The following is a 17,766-nucleotide window of genomic DNA, read 5'->3' on the forward strand; positions in this document are numbered from 1 at the left end:
TATCTGACGGCATTGATATATATGTCAGTTATTTTTACACCTTGCAAAATAAGCCGACCAATAGTAAATAAATCGGTCTATGGCCGCTCTGAGTCACAAAACCTTAATAGCAAAAAAATAATAGCATATTCAGGCGTATCATTCACAGCATTTTCCGAAATAGATGTGGGAAAAATTTCGAGCCGAAATATTGGCATCACGAACAAGGCCATCAAAATAATCTGGTTTTGTTCTTCGAATATTTTCAAAAATCGTTCTTTTTTTACATGCCGTAAAAAAACCTGACGATCATCAAAATAAATGCCACTGCATCATTCCCCTTATTTAATTAAAAACTGTTTTATTTCAATCAGTTATGAATTCGTAAATTTATTATCTTTTTTGGCATATCTTTTGCTTTATTATTTAAATAAATCAAAAAATCTAAACTAAAGGGGACCCCAGCAAAACCATAAATAAAGCATGTATTGAAATGATTTAGAAACCATTGCAAAAATTATTTCTTTCTCAATTTTATCAGTACCTAACTTATAACCTAAATTCAGAAAGGATTTTAAAAATGCTGTTTAAAACAATAAAAAAACAAGCTTTTTTCGACTTCTATTTTCCGGATTTCCAATGTGTCGGACCTAAAAAAGTCGGAATAAATAACAACGGCAAGCCGATTTATCAATTCCTGCCCTTTTCCTCTTTTGATGAAATAGACCTTGATTACGAAACAACCGAATATTCAGCCAAGACCTATTTTCTTCCGTATAAAGAGACCCTTTCTTCTTTTGAGTTTAAAGAGGATGACTGGACCCAGAATATTAAATACAGCACCCGGCCCAGGGTGATTATCGGGCTGCATCCCTGCGATATAAACGGGTTGATTAAGCTTGATAAAGTTTTTGAAAAAACCTTATTTCCGGACCCCTATTATATTACAAGACGACAAAATACATTTGTTGTGGGGATTGATTGTAAAAAACCCTGTGACGGTGGATTTTGTTCTTCGGTGGGTTCAAATACGGTGACCCATGGGTTTGATTTATTCTTAACCGATATCGGGGATCGATATTTCGTGAAAATCGGATCGGACCGGGCGTTTAATGCACTCCAAAAAATTAAAACCAGTGAAATTACCAAAAATGATAACGAGCTTTATCTTCAAACGAGAAACAAATTTGAGGACGGGTTTGAAAAAACCGTGCGTGTGGAAAATCTTCCCAACCTGCTCGATATTGAATTTGAATCCGATGTTTGGGGAAAATGGGGGGACAAATGTTTGAGTTGTGGCACCTGCGCCATGGTTTGCCCCACCTGCTATTGTTACGGCATTACTGAACATATCTCCATGGATTTTAATAAAAGCGATAAAATCAAACAACTTTATTCATGCAATCTGAATGATTTTGCGCAAGTTGCCGGAGGGCATAATTTCAGACCCGAACCTGCCACACGCCTCAAATATCGTTATTATCATCAACACCGCGGGTTTGTGGAATCATTCGGGCAGCCACTGTGTGTGGGTTGTAATCGTTGCGGACGGGCATGCCTTTCCGGCATCAATCCGACCGATGTTATTTCCGATTTACAAAGGGAGCAAAAACGATGAAAAAAATTATGGTCCCGTACGACATAAGGCACGAAACGGATATGGTGGAACCACTCGATTTCAATCGGCGCAGCCGACTGAAGGAAGTGGACAGATGCTTTAAAGCTGAAATAACCAATGTGATCCGCCTCACTGATATGGAAAAACTGTTCCAGATAAGAATGGTAAACGATAAAGACTGGGAACGGTTTGTTTTTCTTCCCGGACAATTTGTAATGCTTGAGTTGCCCGGTTACGGTGAAATACCCATCTCATTTTCAAGCTCTCCGTCTATTAGAAGCACCATTGAGTTGTGTATCCGAAAAGCCGGGAAAGTGACCCAGGCGCTTCACAAAGCCACTCGTGGTGCCATTGTAGGACTTAGAGGCCCCTTTGGTACTTATTTTCCCATGGAACGGATGAAAGAAAACAACATTCTTCTCATCGCCGGTGGACTGGGACTGGCGCCTTTGCGAGCACCGATCAGTTTTGTGATTGAAAACCGGGCCGACTTTAAAGAAGTCAATATCCTGTATGGAGCAAAAGAACCTTCACAGCTTCTTTTTGATTACCAGTATGAAGAATGGCATCGTATTGATGATATTAATCTTGAGGTAATTGTGGAACAGCCTGACAAAAAATGGATCGGACCGGTCGGTTTAATCACCAAGCTTTTAGATGATATCAAAGTAGTACCGGACAAAACGTATGCCATTGTTTGCGGGCCGCCCGTCATGTTTAAATTTGTATGTAAACGGTTAAGCGAGATGGGAGTCCCCATGCAGCGGATGTTTGTATCCCTTGAACGCAGGATGCACTGCGGCATTGGGAAATGCTGCCGGTGTAATATCGGTTCCACTTATACCTGTTTAGATGGTCCGGTTTTTGATTTCTGGACGGTCATGAATTTAAAAGAAGCCATTTAATGAAAGGATATAACCATGAAATATCTGGGCATTGAACCCCAAAAACCAAAAATTGCAGTTTTTGATTTTACTTCCTGTGAGGGATGCGAACTTCAATTGCTGAACAAAGAAGAAACCCTGGCTGATTTTCTGAATGCGGTCGAGATCATGTCTTTCCGGGAAGCATCCTCTTCAAGTTCAGACGATTATGACATCGCCCTGATTGAAGGCGCGGTTTCCCGAAATGATGAAGTGAAGCGGCTTGAAAAAATCCGTAAAAATGCAAAAGTGCTGGTTGCACTGGGCAGTTGCGCATGCTTTGGCGGCGTAAACCGGTTAAAAAATGAATTTGATTTAAAATCTGCAAATAAGGAAGTATATGGCAATAACCCGAAGGAAACGATAAATGTCCGGGCAATAAAGGATATTGTACCGGTGGACATTGAAATTCCCGGATGTCCGGTATCAAAGGCCGAGGTGGAATCCCTCATATGTCATGTAGTATGGGACAGCCCTTTTCAACTCCCTGTTTACCCGGTGTGCGTTGAATGCAAACAGCGGTTTACAACCTGCCTGTTTGAGAAAGGGCAACTGTGTCTGGGGCCGATTACCAGAGCTGGCTGCAATGCCCCCTGCCCTGCCGGAGGACAGGGATGCTGGGGATGCCGGGGGCCTGCTGTTGAACCGAATTATGCGTCATTTTTTACCATTGTCAAAGAAAAAGGATTCAGTGATATTGAACTCAAAGAAAAATTGAATTTTTTCGGTGCATTTCAGGAGGTGACCATATCATGAAAATAAATCTAAACGTAGACGTCCGCCACCTTACCCGTATTGAGGGTCATGGAAATATTAAAATTCATGTGAAAAACGGCGAAATCAAGGAAGCCAGATGGGATGTCGTTGAGACACCCCGTTTTTTTGAAGTTATGTTGAAAAATAAACATTACACAACCGCAGGGCTTCTGGCGGCCAGAATATGCGGCATCTGCTCCATCAGTCACTGTCTGTGCAGTGTTCGGGCCACTGAGGATGCCTTTAAGGTGACGATCCCGGAAACAGCTGTAAAATTACGACTTCTGGCAAAACACGGTGAAACACTCCAGAGCCATATACTGCATGTATTGTTCCTGGCTGCACCGGATTTTTTCAACGAACCCAGCGTGATCCCCCTGATTGAAAAAAAACCGGAAGTAATCGCCATCGCCACCCGGCTTAAAGGCCTGGCCAACCGGCTGTGCGATACTATTGCCGGACGGACAACACACCCGGTTGCCTTCCAGGTGGGCGGCGTAACGATGATGCCGCAAAAAGACCACCTGCTCGGGTTACAAGATGAACTAAAACGATCTCTTGATGATTTACAAATAGTGGCAGACCTGTTTTCCACATTTACACTCCCTGATTTTACCAGGGAGACGGAATTTGTATCCCTCAAAGGGAAGAAAGAATACCCTTTTATCGGCGGATCATTGATATCCAGTGACGGTGTTGAGCATAAAGAGCAGGACTATCGGCCCATGACCAATGAATATGTAGACAAAAACAACACATCCAAGTGGTCTAAGCTGTCCCGAGAATCATATGCTGTCGGTGCACTTGCCCGATTTAACAACAACTCCGAGCTACTTCATCCAAAAGCAGCCGAAGTTGCCGCATATCTTGGCTTAAAACCTGTCTGCCATAATCCGTTTATGAACAATGTGGCCCAGCTGGTTGAATGCTTTCATGTGGTCCATGAAATAATCTGCTTGATTGATGAACTGGTTGACTCCGGTCCGGGTGAAACCATGGCGAAAGTGACGCCGAAAGCCGGTGAGGGTGTCGGCGCGGTGGAAGCCCCACGCGGAATTTTGTTTCATCACTATAAATATGACAAAACCGGGCGAATAGAAATGGCCAATTGCGTAGTACCCACCACACAAAATAATGCAAATATTCACCACGACATAAAAAGCCTTGTCAAAAAATTTGCCATGACAAAGGAGATGACTGACAAAAAACTAGAACTTTTATGCTCCATGCTGGTTCGCTCCTATGATCCGTGCGTTTCCTGTTCAGTGCATTAAATTAGGCCTTAAATAGAGCCGGGTGCTGAAGTTCCGGGAGAAATACGAAAATGCTCTTTAACTCAGGATATAGCGGGGACAATCACTATAAAATTTCTGAAAATGAGAATATTTGTTGGCATTTATTTTTTTTCCGTGTATAGAGTTAAAAATAATAACAACCAAAAATTAGCGTTGGCAAAAGCACGCGACGTCGAATGCTTTTGCCATGATTTATAGTAATCTTTATTTTTTATACAGATAAATATAAGGAGGTTATTAAATGAGTGCACTAGTAATCATGGTTGTTGCGTTTATAGGTTATATCCTGATGTATAACTTATATGGAAAATTCATCGGGCAAAAAATTTTTAAGTTATCCCAGACGGCAACGGTTCCTTCCGTTGAACTGGAAGATGGTATGGATTATGTTCCCACGAAAAAAGAAGTGATTTTCGGGCATCATTTTACATCCATTGCCGGAACCGGGCCCATTGTCGGACCTGCTATAGCCATTATCTGGGGATGGGTGCCGGCATTGATATGGGTATTTTTCGGAAGCATTTTCATGGGAGCGGTTCATGATTTTGGCGCATTGATTATCTCCATGAGAAATCAGGGGAAATCCGTTGCTGATTATACTTCAAAATATGTCAACGCCCGCACCCGGTTTTTCTTTTTTTTAGTTGTGTTTTTAGAACTCTGGATTGTGATTGCCATCTTTGGTCTGGTTATTGCCGTGGTGTTTTCCATGTATCCGTCATCGGTATTCCCGGTCTGGTGTGAGGTAGCCATTGCCCTTTACCTTGGACATGCCATTTATAAACAGGGGAAAAATATCTTAACCTGGTCCATTATTGCTGTGATTCTAATGTATATCACGGTGTTCATCGGTATTTACATTCCCATTAAAATGCCGGTTGTTGCCGGGATTCCAGCTACGGGTGTATGGACAATTATTCTCTTGGCCTATGCCTTTATTGCTTCTACCCTTCCTGTTACAACCCTGCTCCAGCCCCGTGACTTTATCAACTCCCACCAGCTGATGATCATCATGGTTCTGTTGATGCTGGGTGTGCTTCTTTCCGCTTTTGGCGGAAATCTTCATATCGTAGCACCGGCAATTCAGACAGCACCTGCAAAGGCACCGCCCATGTGGCCCTTCCTGTTTATCACTATTGCCTGCGGCGCCATTTCAGGGTTTCATTCCCTGGTATCCTCAGGAACCTCGGCCAAACAGGTCAGGTATGAGACTGATTCTTTATTTGTCGGTTATGGTTCCATGCTCATGGAAGGGGCTCTTGCCACACTGGTAATCATTGCCGTGTCTGCTGGAATCGGTATGGGGTATGTGACCAAATCAGGTGAAACCCTGATGGGGGTGGCAGCCTGGACAACCCATTATTCTTCCTGGGCAGCAGCAGCCGGTCTTGGCTCTAAAATAGCGGCTTTTGTAAACGGATCTGCCAATATGATTGCCTCCACCGGGTTGCCCAACAGCGTGGCTGTGGTTATCATGGGGGTGTTTGTGGCATCTTTTGCTGGAACCACCCTGGATTCTGCCACTCGTATCCAGCGCTACATTGTTTCTGAGCTTTTCGGCAGTTTAAAAATGAATTTTCTCACCGGCAAATATATAGCTACTTTTATAGCCGTGGCAACTGCACTGGCACTTGCCTTTGCAACAGGCGCCGGTGGAAAGGGTGCTCTAAAACTCTGGCCCTTGTTTGGTGCGGTCAACCAGACTCTTGCAGGCCTTGTCTTGATTATTATTACGGTTTACCTGAAAACCAAAGGCGGCATGAAATGGTTAATATCCGGTATTCCAGCCGTATTTATGATGGTTATGACCATATGGGCGCTTGCACTGAATCAGAGCAAGTTCGGTACTGCCGACAATACACTGCTACAAATAGTGAATGGATTAATACTCCTGCTGGCTATCTGGATCGTTGTTGAAGGTGTCATTAAATTTATGAGCATGAAATCTGACTCCTGATGATAAATAGTATAATCCGGGAGAAATGATTTCTCCCGGATTATATGATAATTTGAAATGCAACCGATACTTAAGAGACAATTTATTATAATCATTTTGCCAGCAGTGGTCCTTTTTCTGGTCTTTGGTCTGGCAAGAGAATTGAATTTTATCAAGCCCGGGCAGTTTGTCATTCCTTCTGTTCTGCATTCCGTGCTATTTATTTTATCCGCCATTACTGCCATTGCAGGACCCCTTTTTCTTCGAACCCTTTTTGCCCATTCCATGCGGGAGAAAACCCAGGTTCCGGCCAAAGAATTTTTATCTTTTCAAAAAAAAAATTTATGGCTGTCACTGGTTACGCCGTATTTTGCCTTTGTAGCTGTTTTATGTGATTTCCCCAGATTTTATGCAGCAGCCATCGTGCTGATGGCCCTGTATGCAGTATATTATTATTTTCCGTCTCAAAAACGAATTGATTTTGACCGAAAAATATTCAGGGTAAAATGATCAGACCAGGAACATATATCCTTGATATCATCGGAAGAATGAAAAAACGCCTTACAGGCATCTGGCAGGTGGCTGATGAAGTGGCAAGACACAAGGCGGTTGAAACTATTGAGGCGGAACAGGAAGAGCTGGAATATATCTTTGCCGTTCTGGTACAGGGAACATTCATTGGAATGCCGTCTCCACCCGTACAGATCTGCATGGATCTTCTCCCTTTAATGGAAAAGGATTTGGTGTTGCTTCTTGAAAGGGTGGACACAGCCAATGAACCATTATCCAGGCTGTTTTCCGTATTTGATATAGGATAAAAATCATGACTGAACTTCAAACATTATTTTTCTTAGGCAAGGGCGGAACCGGAAAATCAACGACGTCCGCACTTTTGTCACTGGTTCTTATGGAAAAAGGCAAAAAAATACTTCTGGCCTCTTTTGATGATGCCCACAACCAGTCTGATATTTTTCAGACGGATTTTTCCGATAAAGCGTGTACGCTGGGGCCTTGCCTTGAAGTCCTTCAAATTGACCGGGATAAAGAAATCAAGCAGTATTTAAAGAAAACCGCTCAAAATGTTAAAAACAGTTATGCATATTTGACCGCCTTTAACCTGGACAATTATTTTGATATTTTAAAGTTTTCACCGGGCATGGAGGAATATGCTTTGGTTACCGCTTTCATGAACCTTCAAACCCGGTATAAGGGATATGATTACCTGATCATTGATATGCCGCCGACAGCCCTGTCATTAAGATTTTTTAATTTGCCTGCCCTGTCATTGATATGGATTGACCAACTTGAAAAACTGCGAATGGAAATTTATAAGCGAAAAGAAATTATTTCCAAAATTAAATTTGCCGGAAAAGAATTTGAACGGGATAAAGTCCTGTCCAGGATCCGGGAAATCAAATCCGACTATCAGGCCCTTAAGGATATTTTTGAAGATCCCCAAAGATCCAAGTTCTTTGTTGTATTCAATCAGGATGTGCTGTCTGTGGCTGAAACCAGACGTATCCTTGACCAGCTTAATTCCTTGAACATTGAGGTAAAGGAACTGATCTGCAATGATCGGATGCAGGAGGAGCCAAAAGAAAAAAATATTGAAAATGAATTTTCACCCATTCCCATCCAGCACATTCCTTACTCACCTTCTTCCTTAATCGGGATGTCTGCATTGAAATATCATATTTCTTCATTCAATCTGACGTTTGATGAAATTTTTAAAAAGCCTATCATTAAAGCATCAGACATTTAACCGGCTTTTTTCTAAGGGAAAAAGCCCTTCGGGTTTTGTATGAAAATAAACAATTGGAAAAGTCATCTGATGAATGGACAGACACCAATTAAAATTTTTATTTTGAATGCCAATGTTTGGCGCAAATCCAGCTAACCCGTTTAGATGTAAGGCAGGAAACATGAAGGGGACTTTGTCTCTTCGTTGATCTGCTGTATGATTCATAGGAGCTCCTTTATTAAAAATTACTGATAGACAAATCCATATAAATTGCCTATACTCATATCATTACTCCTGTTTTGGTTCACCACCACTATCACCGATGGGTGGAATTATCATTTCATTTCAATATTTGAAGTTCAAAATTCATGCCAGGGACAGGCATTTAATTTAAAAGACCTGCATAAAGGAATCCACCTGCCATATCTCGAATTGATGGAGTACAAACAAAAAAATGTGGGGTCATTTTTTTTACATCTTGTAAAAAGATCTGACATCATCATAATTTTTAATGGGAATCCTTTGATTGTTCATAGGATAAAAATACTATTCGCACATAAAACATTAGTCCTTTTGACGGTTCAACATTCCAGGTGCTAATGCTTTTATGCAGTAATGGTATGATAGTTGCTTTTTAAATATTCATTCAGATTTTTACTGGATCAGATAAGGATCTTTTTTATGGCAACCAGGAAACAAATACTTAACCCTGAATTGTATGATGCTGTCCTGTTTGATCTGGACGGTGTGGTTACCAGAACAGCGGATACCCATGCAACTGCATGGAAAAAGCTTTTTGACGAATACTTGAAAAAAAAAAGCGGAACCGATAATTATATCCCCTTTAACCTTAAGGAGGACTATATAAGATATGTGGATGGAAAACCTCGCAACAAAGGGATTAAATCTTTTATCGCCTCTCGCAGTATTGATATTCCCTATGGTTCTGTCCATGATGCGCCTGATAAAGAAACCGTCTGCGGGCTGGGCAACAGGAAAAACCAGCTTTTTTCTGATTTGCTGAAAAAAGAAGGCGTGAAGGTTTATAAATCCACAATTGATCTTATTCGTCAGTTAAGAAAAAATAGATTTAAGACAGCCATTGTCAGTTCAAGCAAAAACTGCCGACAAATCCTTAAGATTGCAAATGTTGAAGCTTTATTTGATGTCAGAGTTGATGGAGTTGTATCTGAAAGCCTTGGTCTTACCGGCAAACCTGAACCGGATACTTTTCTGGAAGCAGCCAGAAGACTGGATACTGATGTGAATAGATGTGTGGTGGTGGAGGATGCCTTATCCGGTGTGGAAGCCGGGGCAAAAGGTGGTTTTGGAATGGTTATCGGTATTAACCGTGGAAATCAGGCAAAAAAACTTAAGCAAAAAGGGGCTCACCTGGTAGTTAACGATCTTTCTGAAATTGAGGCAGGAATGGAAAAAGAGACCGGCTGGGATCTAATATATTTAGGGTTTGACCCTGAAGATGAAGGACGGCGGGAAGCAATGTGCGCCTTGGGAAACGGGTATTTTGTCACCAGAGGCGCAGCCCCTGAAGCAAAGGCTGATGATGTGCATTATCCGGGCACCTATCTTGCCGGAGGGTATAACCGGCTTAAGACTGAAATCGCCGGTAGAATAGTTGAGAATGAAGATCTGGTTAATATTCCCAACTGGCTCTGTCTCAATTTCCGTATCCCTGGAGAGGAATGGTTTCAGCTAAAAGATGTAAAAATTCTTTTTTACAAACAATCCCTGATTATAAAAAAAGGGATACTTAACCGCACCATATGCTTTCGAGATAAAAAAAACAGAGAGACACACATTTGTCAACACGCATTTGTCCATGGAGATCAGATGCACCGGGCTGCGCTGAAAACCATTATTACGCCCTTGAACTGGGAAGGTAAAATAGAGATCTGTTCTGCTCTGGATGGCAGGGTGACAAACCAGGGAGTGAAGCGCTATCGGGATTTGAGCAAGCAACATTTTGATCGGGTTGATTCCCGCCACATTGACGAAAAAAGCATGGTGTTAAAAATGCGCACCAATCAGTCATGTATTGATATTGCAATGGGTGCAAGAACCAACATCTTTCTTCAAAAGAACCTGGCTGCTATTAAATCTGTTCCAGCTGACAAACCCGGTGGATATGTTGCAAAGAATTTTATTGTAGATGTGAGTAAGAGAGATGATCTTACAGTGGAAAAACTGGTCTGTATCTATACATCCCGGGATAAAGGTATTTCCGAATGCTTATTAGAGGTGGAAAATACTATTGCAAATGATGTTGAAAGTTTTGATAGTTTATTAAAATCCCATGTTACAGCCTGGGAACTTTTATGGCGCAAATTCGATGTCACTCTTGAACTGGACAATAGTGGTATTGAGCAATATACACAAAAAATTATCAGATTGTATATTTTCCATTTATTACAAAGCTCTTCTGTACATTCCCTGGACATTGATGTGGGTATGCCGGCCCGTGGCTGGCATGGCGAAGGCTACAGAGGACATATATTCTGGGATGAAATGATTATTTTCCCATTTTTAAATTACCGGGCTCCTCAAATTACAAAAACCCTGCTCATGTATCGTTACCGACGACTTGAAGAAGCCCGGCGTGCAGCCAGGAAGGCAGGCTGCAAAGGTGCAATGTATCCATGGCAGAGTGGCAGCAGCGGAAGAGAAGAGACACAGCAGATGCATCTTAATCCTGAATCGGGTAACTGGCTTTTTGACTACACTTATCTGCAGCGCCATGTAAACAATGCAATAGTTTATAATATCTGGCAGTATTTTCAAGCTACCTATGATACAGCATTTTTATCTTTTTACGGAGGTGAAATAATAATCGAAATCGCACGGTTCTGGGCAAGCATTGCAACATATGATCCTGAATTTGATCGATATGAAATCATGGGTGTAATGGGGCCTGATGAATATCATGACGCTTATCCCGGAGCAGACAAACCAGGCTTGAACAACAATGCCTATACCAATTTGATGGTCATGTTTGTTATGGATCAGGCGCTGAACCTGCGACATGTTATTTCTGAACAGGACTGGGAATATTTAAAAAAAAAGCTTGAGGTGGAAGATAAAGAACTTGAACAATGGAAAAAAATAAGTCGAAGGATAAAACTGGTATTCCATGGAGGTGGAATTCTCAGTCAGTTTGAAGGATATGAAAATTTAAAGGAATTTGACTGGGATGGTTATAAAAAAAAATATGGGAATATCCGGCGCCTTGACAGGATTCTTGAAAAGGAAGGAGACAGCACCAATAACTATAAACTCTGCAAGCAGGCAGATGTCTTAATGCTTTTATATCTTTTCAGTGCTGAAACTTTAAGAAAGATGTTTAAACGTCTTAATTATACTTTTGACAAGGAGTTGATCCCCAAAAATATCAACTATTATTTAAACCGAACTACAAACGGGTCATCCCTGGCACTGGTCATTCATGCCTGGATTGAAGCACGGCAGGCAAGAGAACGGTCATGGGACTTTTTCAGCCGGGCACTTGAGACGGATATGGTTGATGACCGAACCGGAAGCACCCGGGAAGGTATTCATCTGGCTGCCATGTCAGGGTGTATTGATATTCTTCAACGGGGCTATGCCGGTCTGGAAATACGAAGTGATATACTGATTTTAAATCCTTTACTCCCGAAACCCGTAAACCGCATCTGTTTTCATGTTCGATACAGGAACCACTGGCTTGATCTGGAAATCACTCAAACAGACGTTAAGGTTAAAAGCCTAACCAGCAGGGCAAGACCCGTCATGATTATGATCAAAGATGAAATAATCAGACTCTATCCGGGCAAGATAGCATATGTGGATATTTAAACTGTCTTTTTGAAAGCCCATAAAGAGGTAAGGATAAAACAATGGATAAAAAAAATATACAAAAAAGTCGCATTATCATTGTATCCAACAGGTTGCCGGTTATTTTAAAACTTACTGAAGATGGGAAGACAGAGGTGGAAAAAGGGGCCGGGGGTCTGGTAACAGCAATGGCACCTGTACTGAAGAATAGAAACGGCACCTGGATAGGCTGGCCTGGTTATGTACACGAGGCAGGTATTGATGACACCATGTTACCGGCAATACAAACAGCCACTTCCGGATACCGTGTTAAATCAGTTATGCTTAACTCAGATGAGTTAAAAAATTATTACGAAGGTTTCTCCAATTCAATTTTATGGCCTCTTTTCCATGGTTTTACGGATAAGTGCATCTTTTTGCCTGAATACTGGGTAAGCTATCAGAATGTGAATAAAAAATTTGCATTAACTGTATGCAAGAATGCAGATGATCCTGATTTTATCTGGGTCCATGATTATCAGTTAATACTTGTCGGGGCTCAGTTGCGCAAAATGCACAAGAGGAACCGGATGGGATTTTTTTTGCATATCCCGTTTCCTCCCATTGATACCTTTATACGATGCCCATGGCGATTTGAACTCCTTTTGGCCATGTTGGAATATGACATCATAGGGTTCCACACTATTCTAAGCAAACGTAATTTTATTGGATGTATCAAAAAAATAATCCAAGATGCGCAAATTGATGCAAAGAAAGCGTTTGATGAGACGGTAAGTGAATTAAGAATTAACAGCAGAATCGTCCGCATCGGGGTCTTTCCCATTAGTATTGATTACAATGAATTTTCTCTCCACGCCTGGGACAACGACGTCTATAAAAGATCAAAGGAAATACGGAAGAATGCCCCGGGTACTAAAATATTACTGGGTGTTGATCGTCTGGATTATACCAAGGGCATACCTGAAAAGCTAAAAGCATTTAAGCGCTTTTTAACACGCTTTCCAAAGTTCCATAAAAAAATACATTTCATTCAACTTGTGGTCCCAAGCCGCAGGGAAATAACAGCCTATGCTGATCTGAAACTTAAGATAGAACAACTTGTGGGAGAGATTAATGGTAAATTCAGTACAGCTGACTGGCTTCCTGTCCAGTATATGTTTCGAAATCTTGGCAGAAACGAACTGATTGCATTGTACCGGGCATGCGATATTGGTTTTATTACTCCGTTAAAGGATGGTATGAATCTTGTTGCCAAGGAATATTGTGCCTGCAATATTAATGAAAAAGGAGTGCTGATACTCAGCGAATTTGCCGGTGCTGCCCAGCAGTTTTACCAGGATGCAATTTTAGTAAATCCCCATGACATTGAAGGCGCGGCCAAGGCAATTTACAGGGCATTTAATATGCCTTTGGAAGAAAAAAACCAGCGGATGCGCAATCTGCGGGAGAAGATTAAAAATAAAGATGTCTTCTGGTGGGTCAACTCTTTTTTAAATACCGCCATTGAAAAGAATTTATCAAATTTCCCACAGGTGGATGAATATTTTCCTGATGAGCCAACCGCGAACTTAGGAATATGATTTTACTTTAAGAAAATAGAAATAAAATTACGGATCAAAAACATGAACAGCGCTATCCATATTATGATAAACACTATAGCAAATACCCAATTTTTTTTTAGTTGTAACGGTTGATTTTCCGCTTTTTCCCTTGATTCTTCCATAATTTCTTGTGGAATTAATTTAATTGAGAGCGTTATTAATACAGGAAGAATTAAAAGATCATCCAAATAACCTAAAATCGGAATAAAATCCGGAATAAGATCAATTGGACTTAACGCATATCCTAAAGTAAACAAAATAATAATTTTGGGTAATACAGTGGTTTTCGGATGTTGATATGCATAATAAATCGCAATAATTTCTTTTTTAAGATTTTTTACTTTTATTTTTAATTTTTCTAATGTTCTCAAATTCAATTCCCGTTTTATGGCAACCACTCCTCAAAAGATTAAAAACCGGCCGCCCCCTGGCAGAGGGTAGAGGCGGCTCGGTTTGGGACCCTCATTTCATGCCGTACAAGTCAGTCGAACAGCTTGAAGACATCTGAGGGTGACTCTACAACTTTCTTAAGTTTTTCTTCCAAATCCTTTTTCCAGGCCTCATCTTTTTTTCTCCACGCCCCCTCGATTTTTTCAACGAGTTCATCAATTTCACAGGGTTTTGTGAGAAAATCATATGCGCCCAGACGGATTGCTTCTATGGCAGCATCAACTGAACCGTGGCCCGTAAGGAGAAGCGTTTCCGTAAAAAGACCCAGCTTTTTGATCTCCTTTAAGGTAGTGATACCATTCATCCCCGGCATTTTCAGATCAAGAACAACGACATCAAAATTCTCCTTTTCAAGCGCCCTTATAGCGCTTTCTCCGTTGTAAACGGCGGTAACTTTATACTGCCTGTTTTGAAGCAGTTTGGCCATGTTGTCACAAAATATTTCTTCATCGTCCACAAGTAAAATTTTACTTCCTATCATAATTCATCCTCCTATAATGTTATTCGAAACCGTTAATGTTTAATGTTGTTTCCATTATATAATCTGCCGCCTCCATGCTTCAATAAATCCTCGGGCGGTTTGAATGGAAATGTCAGAGTAAAGAGCGTTCCTTTTTCAACATCACTTTCAACGTCAATGTTACCGCCAAGCTGTTTCACTATGCTGTAACAGATGGAAAGGCCTAAGCCTGTACCTTGTCCCGGAGATTTTGTGGTGAAAAACGGATCAAAAACTTTTTCAATATCTTCATCTTTTATTCCATTTCCCGTATCCTTCACAGTAATGACTATTCCGGTTTTGTCCTTTGAAAGACAGGTGGCTATGGTTATCATGCCGTAGCCCTTGTCTTCATGAGCCGCTATTGCATTATTGATAATATTCAATAATACCTGCTGAAGCTGTGATGGATCCGACATGATAGGCTGAAGTTTACCGTCCAATATGGATTTAAAGCTTATGCCATCCGATTTGGCTTCCCTCTCCATGAGGTCGATCACTTCTCTTAAGAATACGTTTATGTCCACTGTCTCTATGACGGATTTGGTCCTGCGTGCGAACTTCATAAGGTTTCTTGTAATATGTTTGCACCGAAGAACCTGTGTGTCTATCTGATTAAGTGATCCTGCAAATTGTTTTTCGAAAATTTCATCTGTTATGGGTATTCTTTTTTCCATGTCCTGAAGAAGCTGACGTTCGGTCGTAATAATGGCAAGGGGATTGTTTATCTCATGTGCAACCCCTGCGGAAAGCTCTCCTATGGATGCCAGTTTTCCGGTCTGCATGAGCTGCCTGTTCATACGTTCTACTTCATCATCTCTTTTTTTAATGACTGAAACCATGTGGCGGGTTATGAATACGATGACAATAAAGATAATCAGTGCGCTAAGATGGAGTGATATCAGGGCAGCCCTGTTGGCGTGGCGGACCTCTTCAAAAAGCTCGGCTTCATCAATTCTCACCACCAGGAGCCATTTTGGATCTCTCAGCCATGTTTCACAGACAATTTTTCTTGTCTGTGAATCTCCGACGCCTGTTTCAAAAAACCTGAACTTTACACCATCATGAATTTCACCGTTAAATCCTGATGCCAATGCCATAATCTCTCCGTCTGAACCAGGGCTGGTCTGATAGATCCCTTTTTTGTTTAGAATGTATACTTCTCCAGTTTTTCCGATCCTTACATCTTCCACCAAAGAACGAAACCACTCTGTGTTGATCGTGGCTCTCAATATCCAGCGATGTCCATTTTCATTCTTTATCACTGCCATTATAAAATGGGGTTCTTTCCTGAATCCCATAAACATGTCACTGGTATAGCTTCCCTTTTCCATAACTTCCTCGAACCAGAATGTGTTGAAATAATTTTTGTCTATAAGGTCATAGGGACCTACATAAGCAGTATGATCCCCGTTTTCATCAATGATGCCGATATCAGTCAGGATCCATGAATCCCGATTGATCGTCTTAAAAATATGACTGAGGCGATCCTTTTTTGTCAGGGAAACTATTGAATGCGTTTGAGTGATGAACTCAAGTCTGGTTCTGTTTTCCTTCAGAAAAAATTCTATGATCTTCCTGTGATACTCAACCCGTGCCTGAAGCATTTTTTCCATCCGTTCCTTGGCAAACCTTGAATAATGAATATTGATTGCCCATCCGGCAAGAAGCAGGGGAGAAAGGGAGCAGATCATGGTGAGGAAAGTGAACCTGCGAAAGAGACGGGAATACTGTGTCTTCTTCTTATTTTCAAGGCTTTGATCCATGCTAACTCCTGTATGCACTGTTTTTTGTATCAAATAAATGCTTTTACTTAAATAGAATAGCAACAAGTGTACCAAAGGGGTTTGTTCATCCGATATTCTGATAACTTACTGAAATTTAAATGGTTGTTCCGATACCGTAAAAATACGGTTTTATACTGAATGTCGTCAGACAGGAGACAGGGGTGGAAATCACTATATGACACTCCGGGCGGTTTACTTAAAGTACCGCCCAGTATTTTTTATGGGTTTTAATGACCTTCTTGAGGCTTGACAGACGGCTGAGGTCGCTTTTACGGACACGGTCTATTTTATTTTGACTTACCCCCCGCACATTGCAGATTTCTTTCATAACTGCAAGGCCGCATTTCCGGATACCCTCTATACTGTATCCCCCTTCCATGACAAAGGCCATTTTCCCTCCTGCAGAATGCTCTGCTATCTCAAGAAGAAGTGCGGTTATAAGAGCGTATCCGCCTGGTGTCACTTTCATCCCTGCCAGGCGGTCATGAATGTAAAGGTCAAAGCCGAAAGAGACGAGAATTATTTCAGGCTCGTACTCTTGTGCAACAGGTCCTGCAATGAAATAAAGCGCCCTTCCAATATCCCTTGCCCAGCTGCCTTTTTCCAGGGGAATATTGATTGTGAACCCTTCTCCCTTTCCCCTTCCCGTCTCTTCAACCCGCCCCGTCCCGGGGAAAGAACCGGACTCGTGAATGGAGACAAAAAGGACTTCATCGGTATCATAAAATATTTCCTGTGTACCGTTACCATGGTGGGCATCAATATCGATGATCATCACTCTTGAAATTTTATACTTTAACTTCAAATATTTTGCACCCAGGGCTATATTATTAAAAATACAAAACCCCATGCCTTTCGAGGGTCCGGCATGATGGCCCGGAGGCCTTATAAATGCAAAGCCCCTGGATGACCTGCCTGACATTATCCCGTCAATCAGAGAGAAGACACCGCCTGCCGCCAGCCTGGCAGTTGACCATGATTCTTCTGTTGCCTGGGTATCAAAATCAAAGGAGGAAAGGCTTTTTCCGGCAGTTTCCTCCACTTTATCAACATACTCACGTGTGTGTACCCATGTCAGTTCCTTCTTTTCAGCAAGACGGGGGGCAATCCTGAACCATTTTCTATCCAGGCGTTTATTTTTTAATAAATCCTTTATCGCTTCTATACGCCTGTAATTTTCAAGATGTGTGACCCCCATGAGATGATTCCGGTATCTCTTATCGATGACAACCGCAACCGGAAGGAAGGGCAGCTTTTGCCCCGGCGCTGTTCCGGTTCGGCCAAAGGCTTTTGCGAGAATAAGCAGCGCTTCTCCTTCAGGGATACGGCTTCTGTTTTTCAGGAGTACCTTCA

General features: G+C 41.6%; 14 protein-coding genes. 10 read left to right on the top strand and 4 right to left on the bottom strand.

Going from position 1 to position 17,766, the window contains the following annotated elements; genetic code table 11:
- Positions 1-559 precede the first annotated feature (559 nt).
- The 10 genes from HGJ91_RS01680 (at position 560) to HGJ91_RS01725 (ending at position 13,656) form a co-directional block, all read left to right on the top strand.
- Positions 560-1,597, top strand: a complete 1,038-nt coding sequence (locus HGJ91_RS01680) for a 4Fe-4S dicluster domain-containing protein (protein WP_291345951.1) — start codon at positions 560-562, stop codon at positions 1,595-1,597.
- Positions 1,594-2,502 (top strand): FAD/NAD(P)-binding protein, encoded by a 909-nt coding sequence (locus HGJ91_RS01685; protein ID WP_291345952.1) that lies wholly within the window; start codon positions 1,594-1,596, stop codon positions 2,500-2,502. The genes HGJ91_RS01680 and HGJ91_RS01685 overlap by 4 nt, the downstream gene beginning before the upstream one ends.
- 15 nt (positions 2,503-2,517) lie before the next feature.
- Positions 2,518-3,276, top strand: a complete 759-nt coding sequence (locus HGJ91_RS01690) for a hypothetical protein (protein ID WP_291345953.1) — start codon at positions 2,518-2,520, stop codon at positions 3,274-3,276.
- The gene (locus tag HGJ91_RS01695) at positions 3,273-4,550 is read left to right on the top strand and encodes a Ni/Fe hydrogenase subunit alpha (RefSeq protein ID WP_291345954.1); all 1,278 of its coding nucleotides are present in this window, start codon (positions 3,273-3,275) and stop codon (positions 4,548-4,550) included. Before HGJ91_RS01690 ends, HGJ91_RS01695 begins: the two co-directional genes overlap by 4 nt.
- A 262-nt stretch (positions 4,551-4,812) precedes the next feature.
- Complete coding sequence (locus HGJ91_RS01700; RefSeq protein ID WP_291345955.1) at positions 4,813-6,528, top strand: carbon starvation protein A; 1,716 nt, start codon at positions 4,813-4,815, stop codon at positions 6,526-6,528.
- Between the two features lie 57 nt (positions 6,529-6,585).
- Complete coding sequence (locus HGJ91_RS01705; RefSeq protein ID WP_291345956.1) at positions 6,586-7,017, top strand: hypothetical protein; 432 nt, start codon at positions 6,586-6,588, stop codon at positions 7,015-7,017.
- Complete coding sequence (locus HGJ91_RS01710; protein ID WP_291345957.1) at positions 7,014-7,325, top strand: hypothetical protein; 312 nt, start codon at positions 7,014-7,016, stop codon at positions 7,323-7,325. Before HGJ91_RS01705 ends, HGJ91_RS01710 begins: the two co-directional genes overlap by 4 nt.
- 5 nt (positions 7,326-7,330) lie before the next feature.
- The gene (locus HGJ91_RS01715; protein ID WP_291345958.1) at positions 7,331-8,269 is read left to right on the top strand and encodes an ArsA family ATPase; all 939 of its coding nucleotides are present in this window, start codon (positions 7,331-7,333) and stop codon (positions 8,267-8,269) included.
- Positions 8,270-8,929: 660 nt separating this feature from the next.
- Entirely contained in the window at positions 8,930-12,097 is a 3,168-nt protein-coding gene (locus HGJ91_RS01720) for a beta-phosphoglucomutase family hydrolase (protein WP_291345959.1), read from the top strand.
- A gap of 41 nt (positions 12,098-12,138) precedes the next feature.
- Positions 12,139-13,656, top strand: a complete 1,518-nt coding sequence (locus HGJ91_RS01725; protein WP_291345960.1) for a trehalose-6-phosphate synthase — start codon at positions 12,139-12,141, stop codon at positions 13,654-13,656.
- 2 nt (positions 13,657-13,658) lie between these two features.
- Here HGJ91_RS01725 and HGJ91_RS01730 read toward each other — a convergent pair whose 3' ends face one another.
- The 4 genes from HGJ91_RS01730 to HGJ91_RS01745 form a co-directional block, all read right to left on the bottom strand.
- On the bottom strand, positions 13,659-14,048 hold the full coding sequence (locus tag HGJ91_RS01730) for a YkvA family protein (RefSeq protein WP_291345961.1): 390 nt from the start codon (positions 14,046-14,048) through the stop codon (positions 13,659-13,661).
- Positions 14,049-14,158: 110 nt separating this feature from the next.
- On the bottom strand, positions 14,159-14,608 hold the full coding sequence (locus HGJ91_RS01735; RefSeq protein ID WP_291345962.1) for a response regulator: 450 nt from the start codon (positions 14,606-14,608) through the stop codon (positions 14,159-14,161).
- 32 nt (positions 14,609-14,640) lie between these two features.
- The gene (locus HGJ91_RS01740; RefSeq protein WP_291345963.1) at positions 14,641-16,392 is read right to left on the bottom strand and encodes a PAS domain-containing sensor histidine kinase; all 1,752 of its coding nucleotides are present in this window, start codon (positions 16,390-16,392) and stop codon (positions 14,641-14,643) included.
- Positions 16,393-16,609: 217 nt separating this feature from the next.
- Positions 16,610-17,766 (bottom strand): histone deacetylase (locus HGJ91_RS01745; protein WP_291345964.1); only part of this gene is annotated, 1,157 nt, incomplete at its 5' end.

Source organism: Desulfobacula sp., from assembly GCF_014237455.1.
Lineage (GTDB): Bacteria > Desulfobacterota > Desulfobacteria > Desulfobacterales > Desulfobacteraceae > Desulfobacula.

Bases quoted from the DNA above. Each gene is read 5' to 3' on its own strand.
- HGJ91_RS01680 (WP_291345951.1), top strand. From the start codon at position 560: ATGCTGTTTAAAACAATAAAAAAACAAGCTTTTTTCGACTTCTATTTT.
- HGJ91_RS01685 (WP_291345952.1), top strand. From the start codon at position 1,594: ATGAAAAAAATTATGGTCCCGTACGACATAAGGCACGAAACGGATATG.
- HGJ91_RS01690 (WP_291345953.1), top strand. From the start codon at position 2,518: ATGAAATATCTGGGCATTGAACCCCAAAAACCAAAAATTGCAGTTTTT.
- HGJ91_RS01695 (WP_291345954.1), top strand. From the start codon at position 3,273: ATGAAAATAAATCTAAACGTAGACGTCCGCCACCTTACCCGTATTGAG.
- HGJ91_RS01700 (WP_291345955.1), top strand. From the start codon at position 4,813: ATGAGTGCACTAGTAATCATGGTTGTTGCGTTTATAGGTTATATCCTG.
- HGJ91_RS01705 (WP_291345956.1), top strand. From the start codon at position 6,586: ATGCAACCGATACTTAAGAGACAATTTATTATAATCATTTTGCCAGCA.
- HGJ91_RS01710 (WP_291345957.1), top strand. From the start codon at position 7,014: ATGATCAGACCAGGAACATATATCCTTGATATCATCGGAAGAATGAAA.
- HGJ91_RS01715 (WP_291345958.1), top strand. From the start codon at position 7,331: ATGACTGAACTTCAAACATTATTTTTCTTAGGCAAGGGCGGAACCGGA.
- HGJ91_RS01720 (WP_291345959.1), top strand. From the start codon at position 8,930: ATGGCAACCAGGAAACAAATACTTAACCCTGAATTGTATGATGCTGTC.
- HGJ91_RS01725 (WP_291345960.1), top strand. From the start codon at position 12,139: ATGGATAAAAAAAATATACAAAAAAGTCGCATTATCATTGTATCCAAC.
- HGJ91_RS01735 (WP_291345962.1), bottom strand. From the start codon at position 14,608: ATGATAGGAAGTAAAATTTTACTTGTGGACGATGAAGAAATATTTTGT.
- HGJ91_RS01740 (WP_291345963.1), bottom strand. From the start codon at position 16,392: ATGGATCAAAGCCTTGAAAATAAGAAGAAGACACAGTATTCCCGTCTC.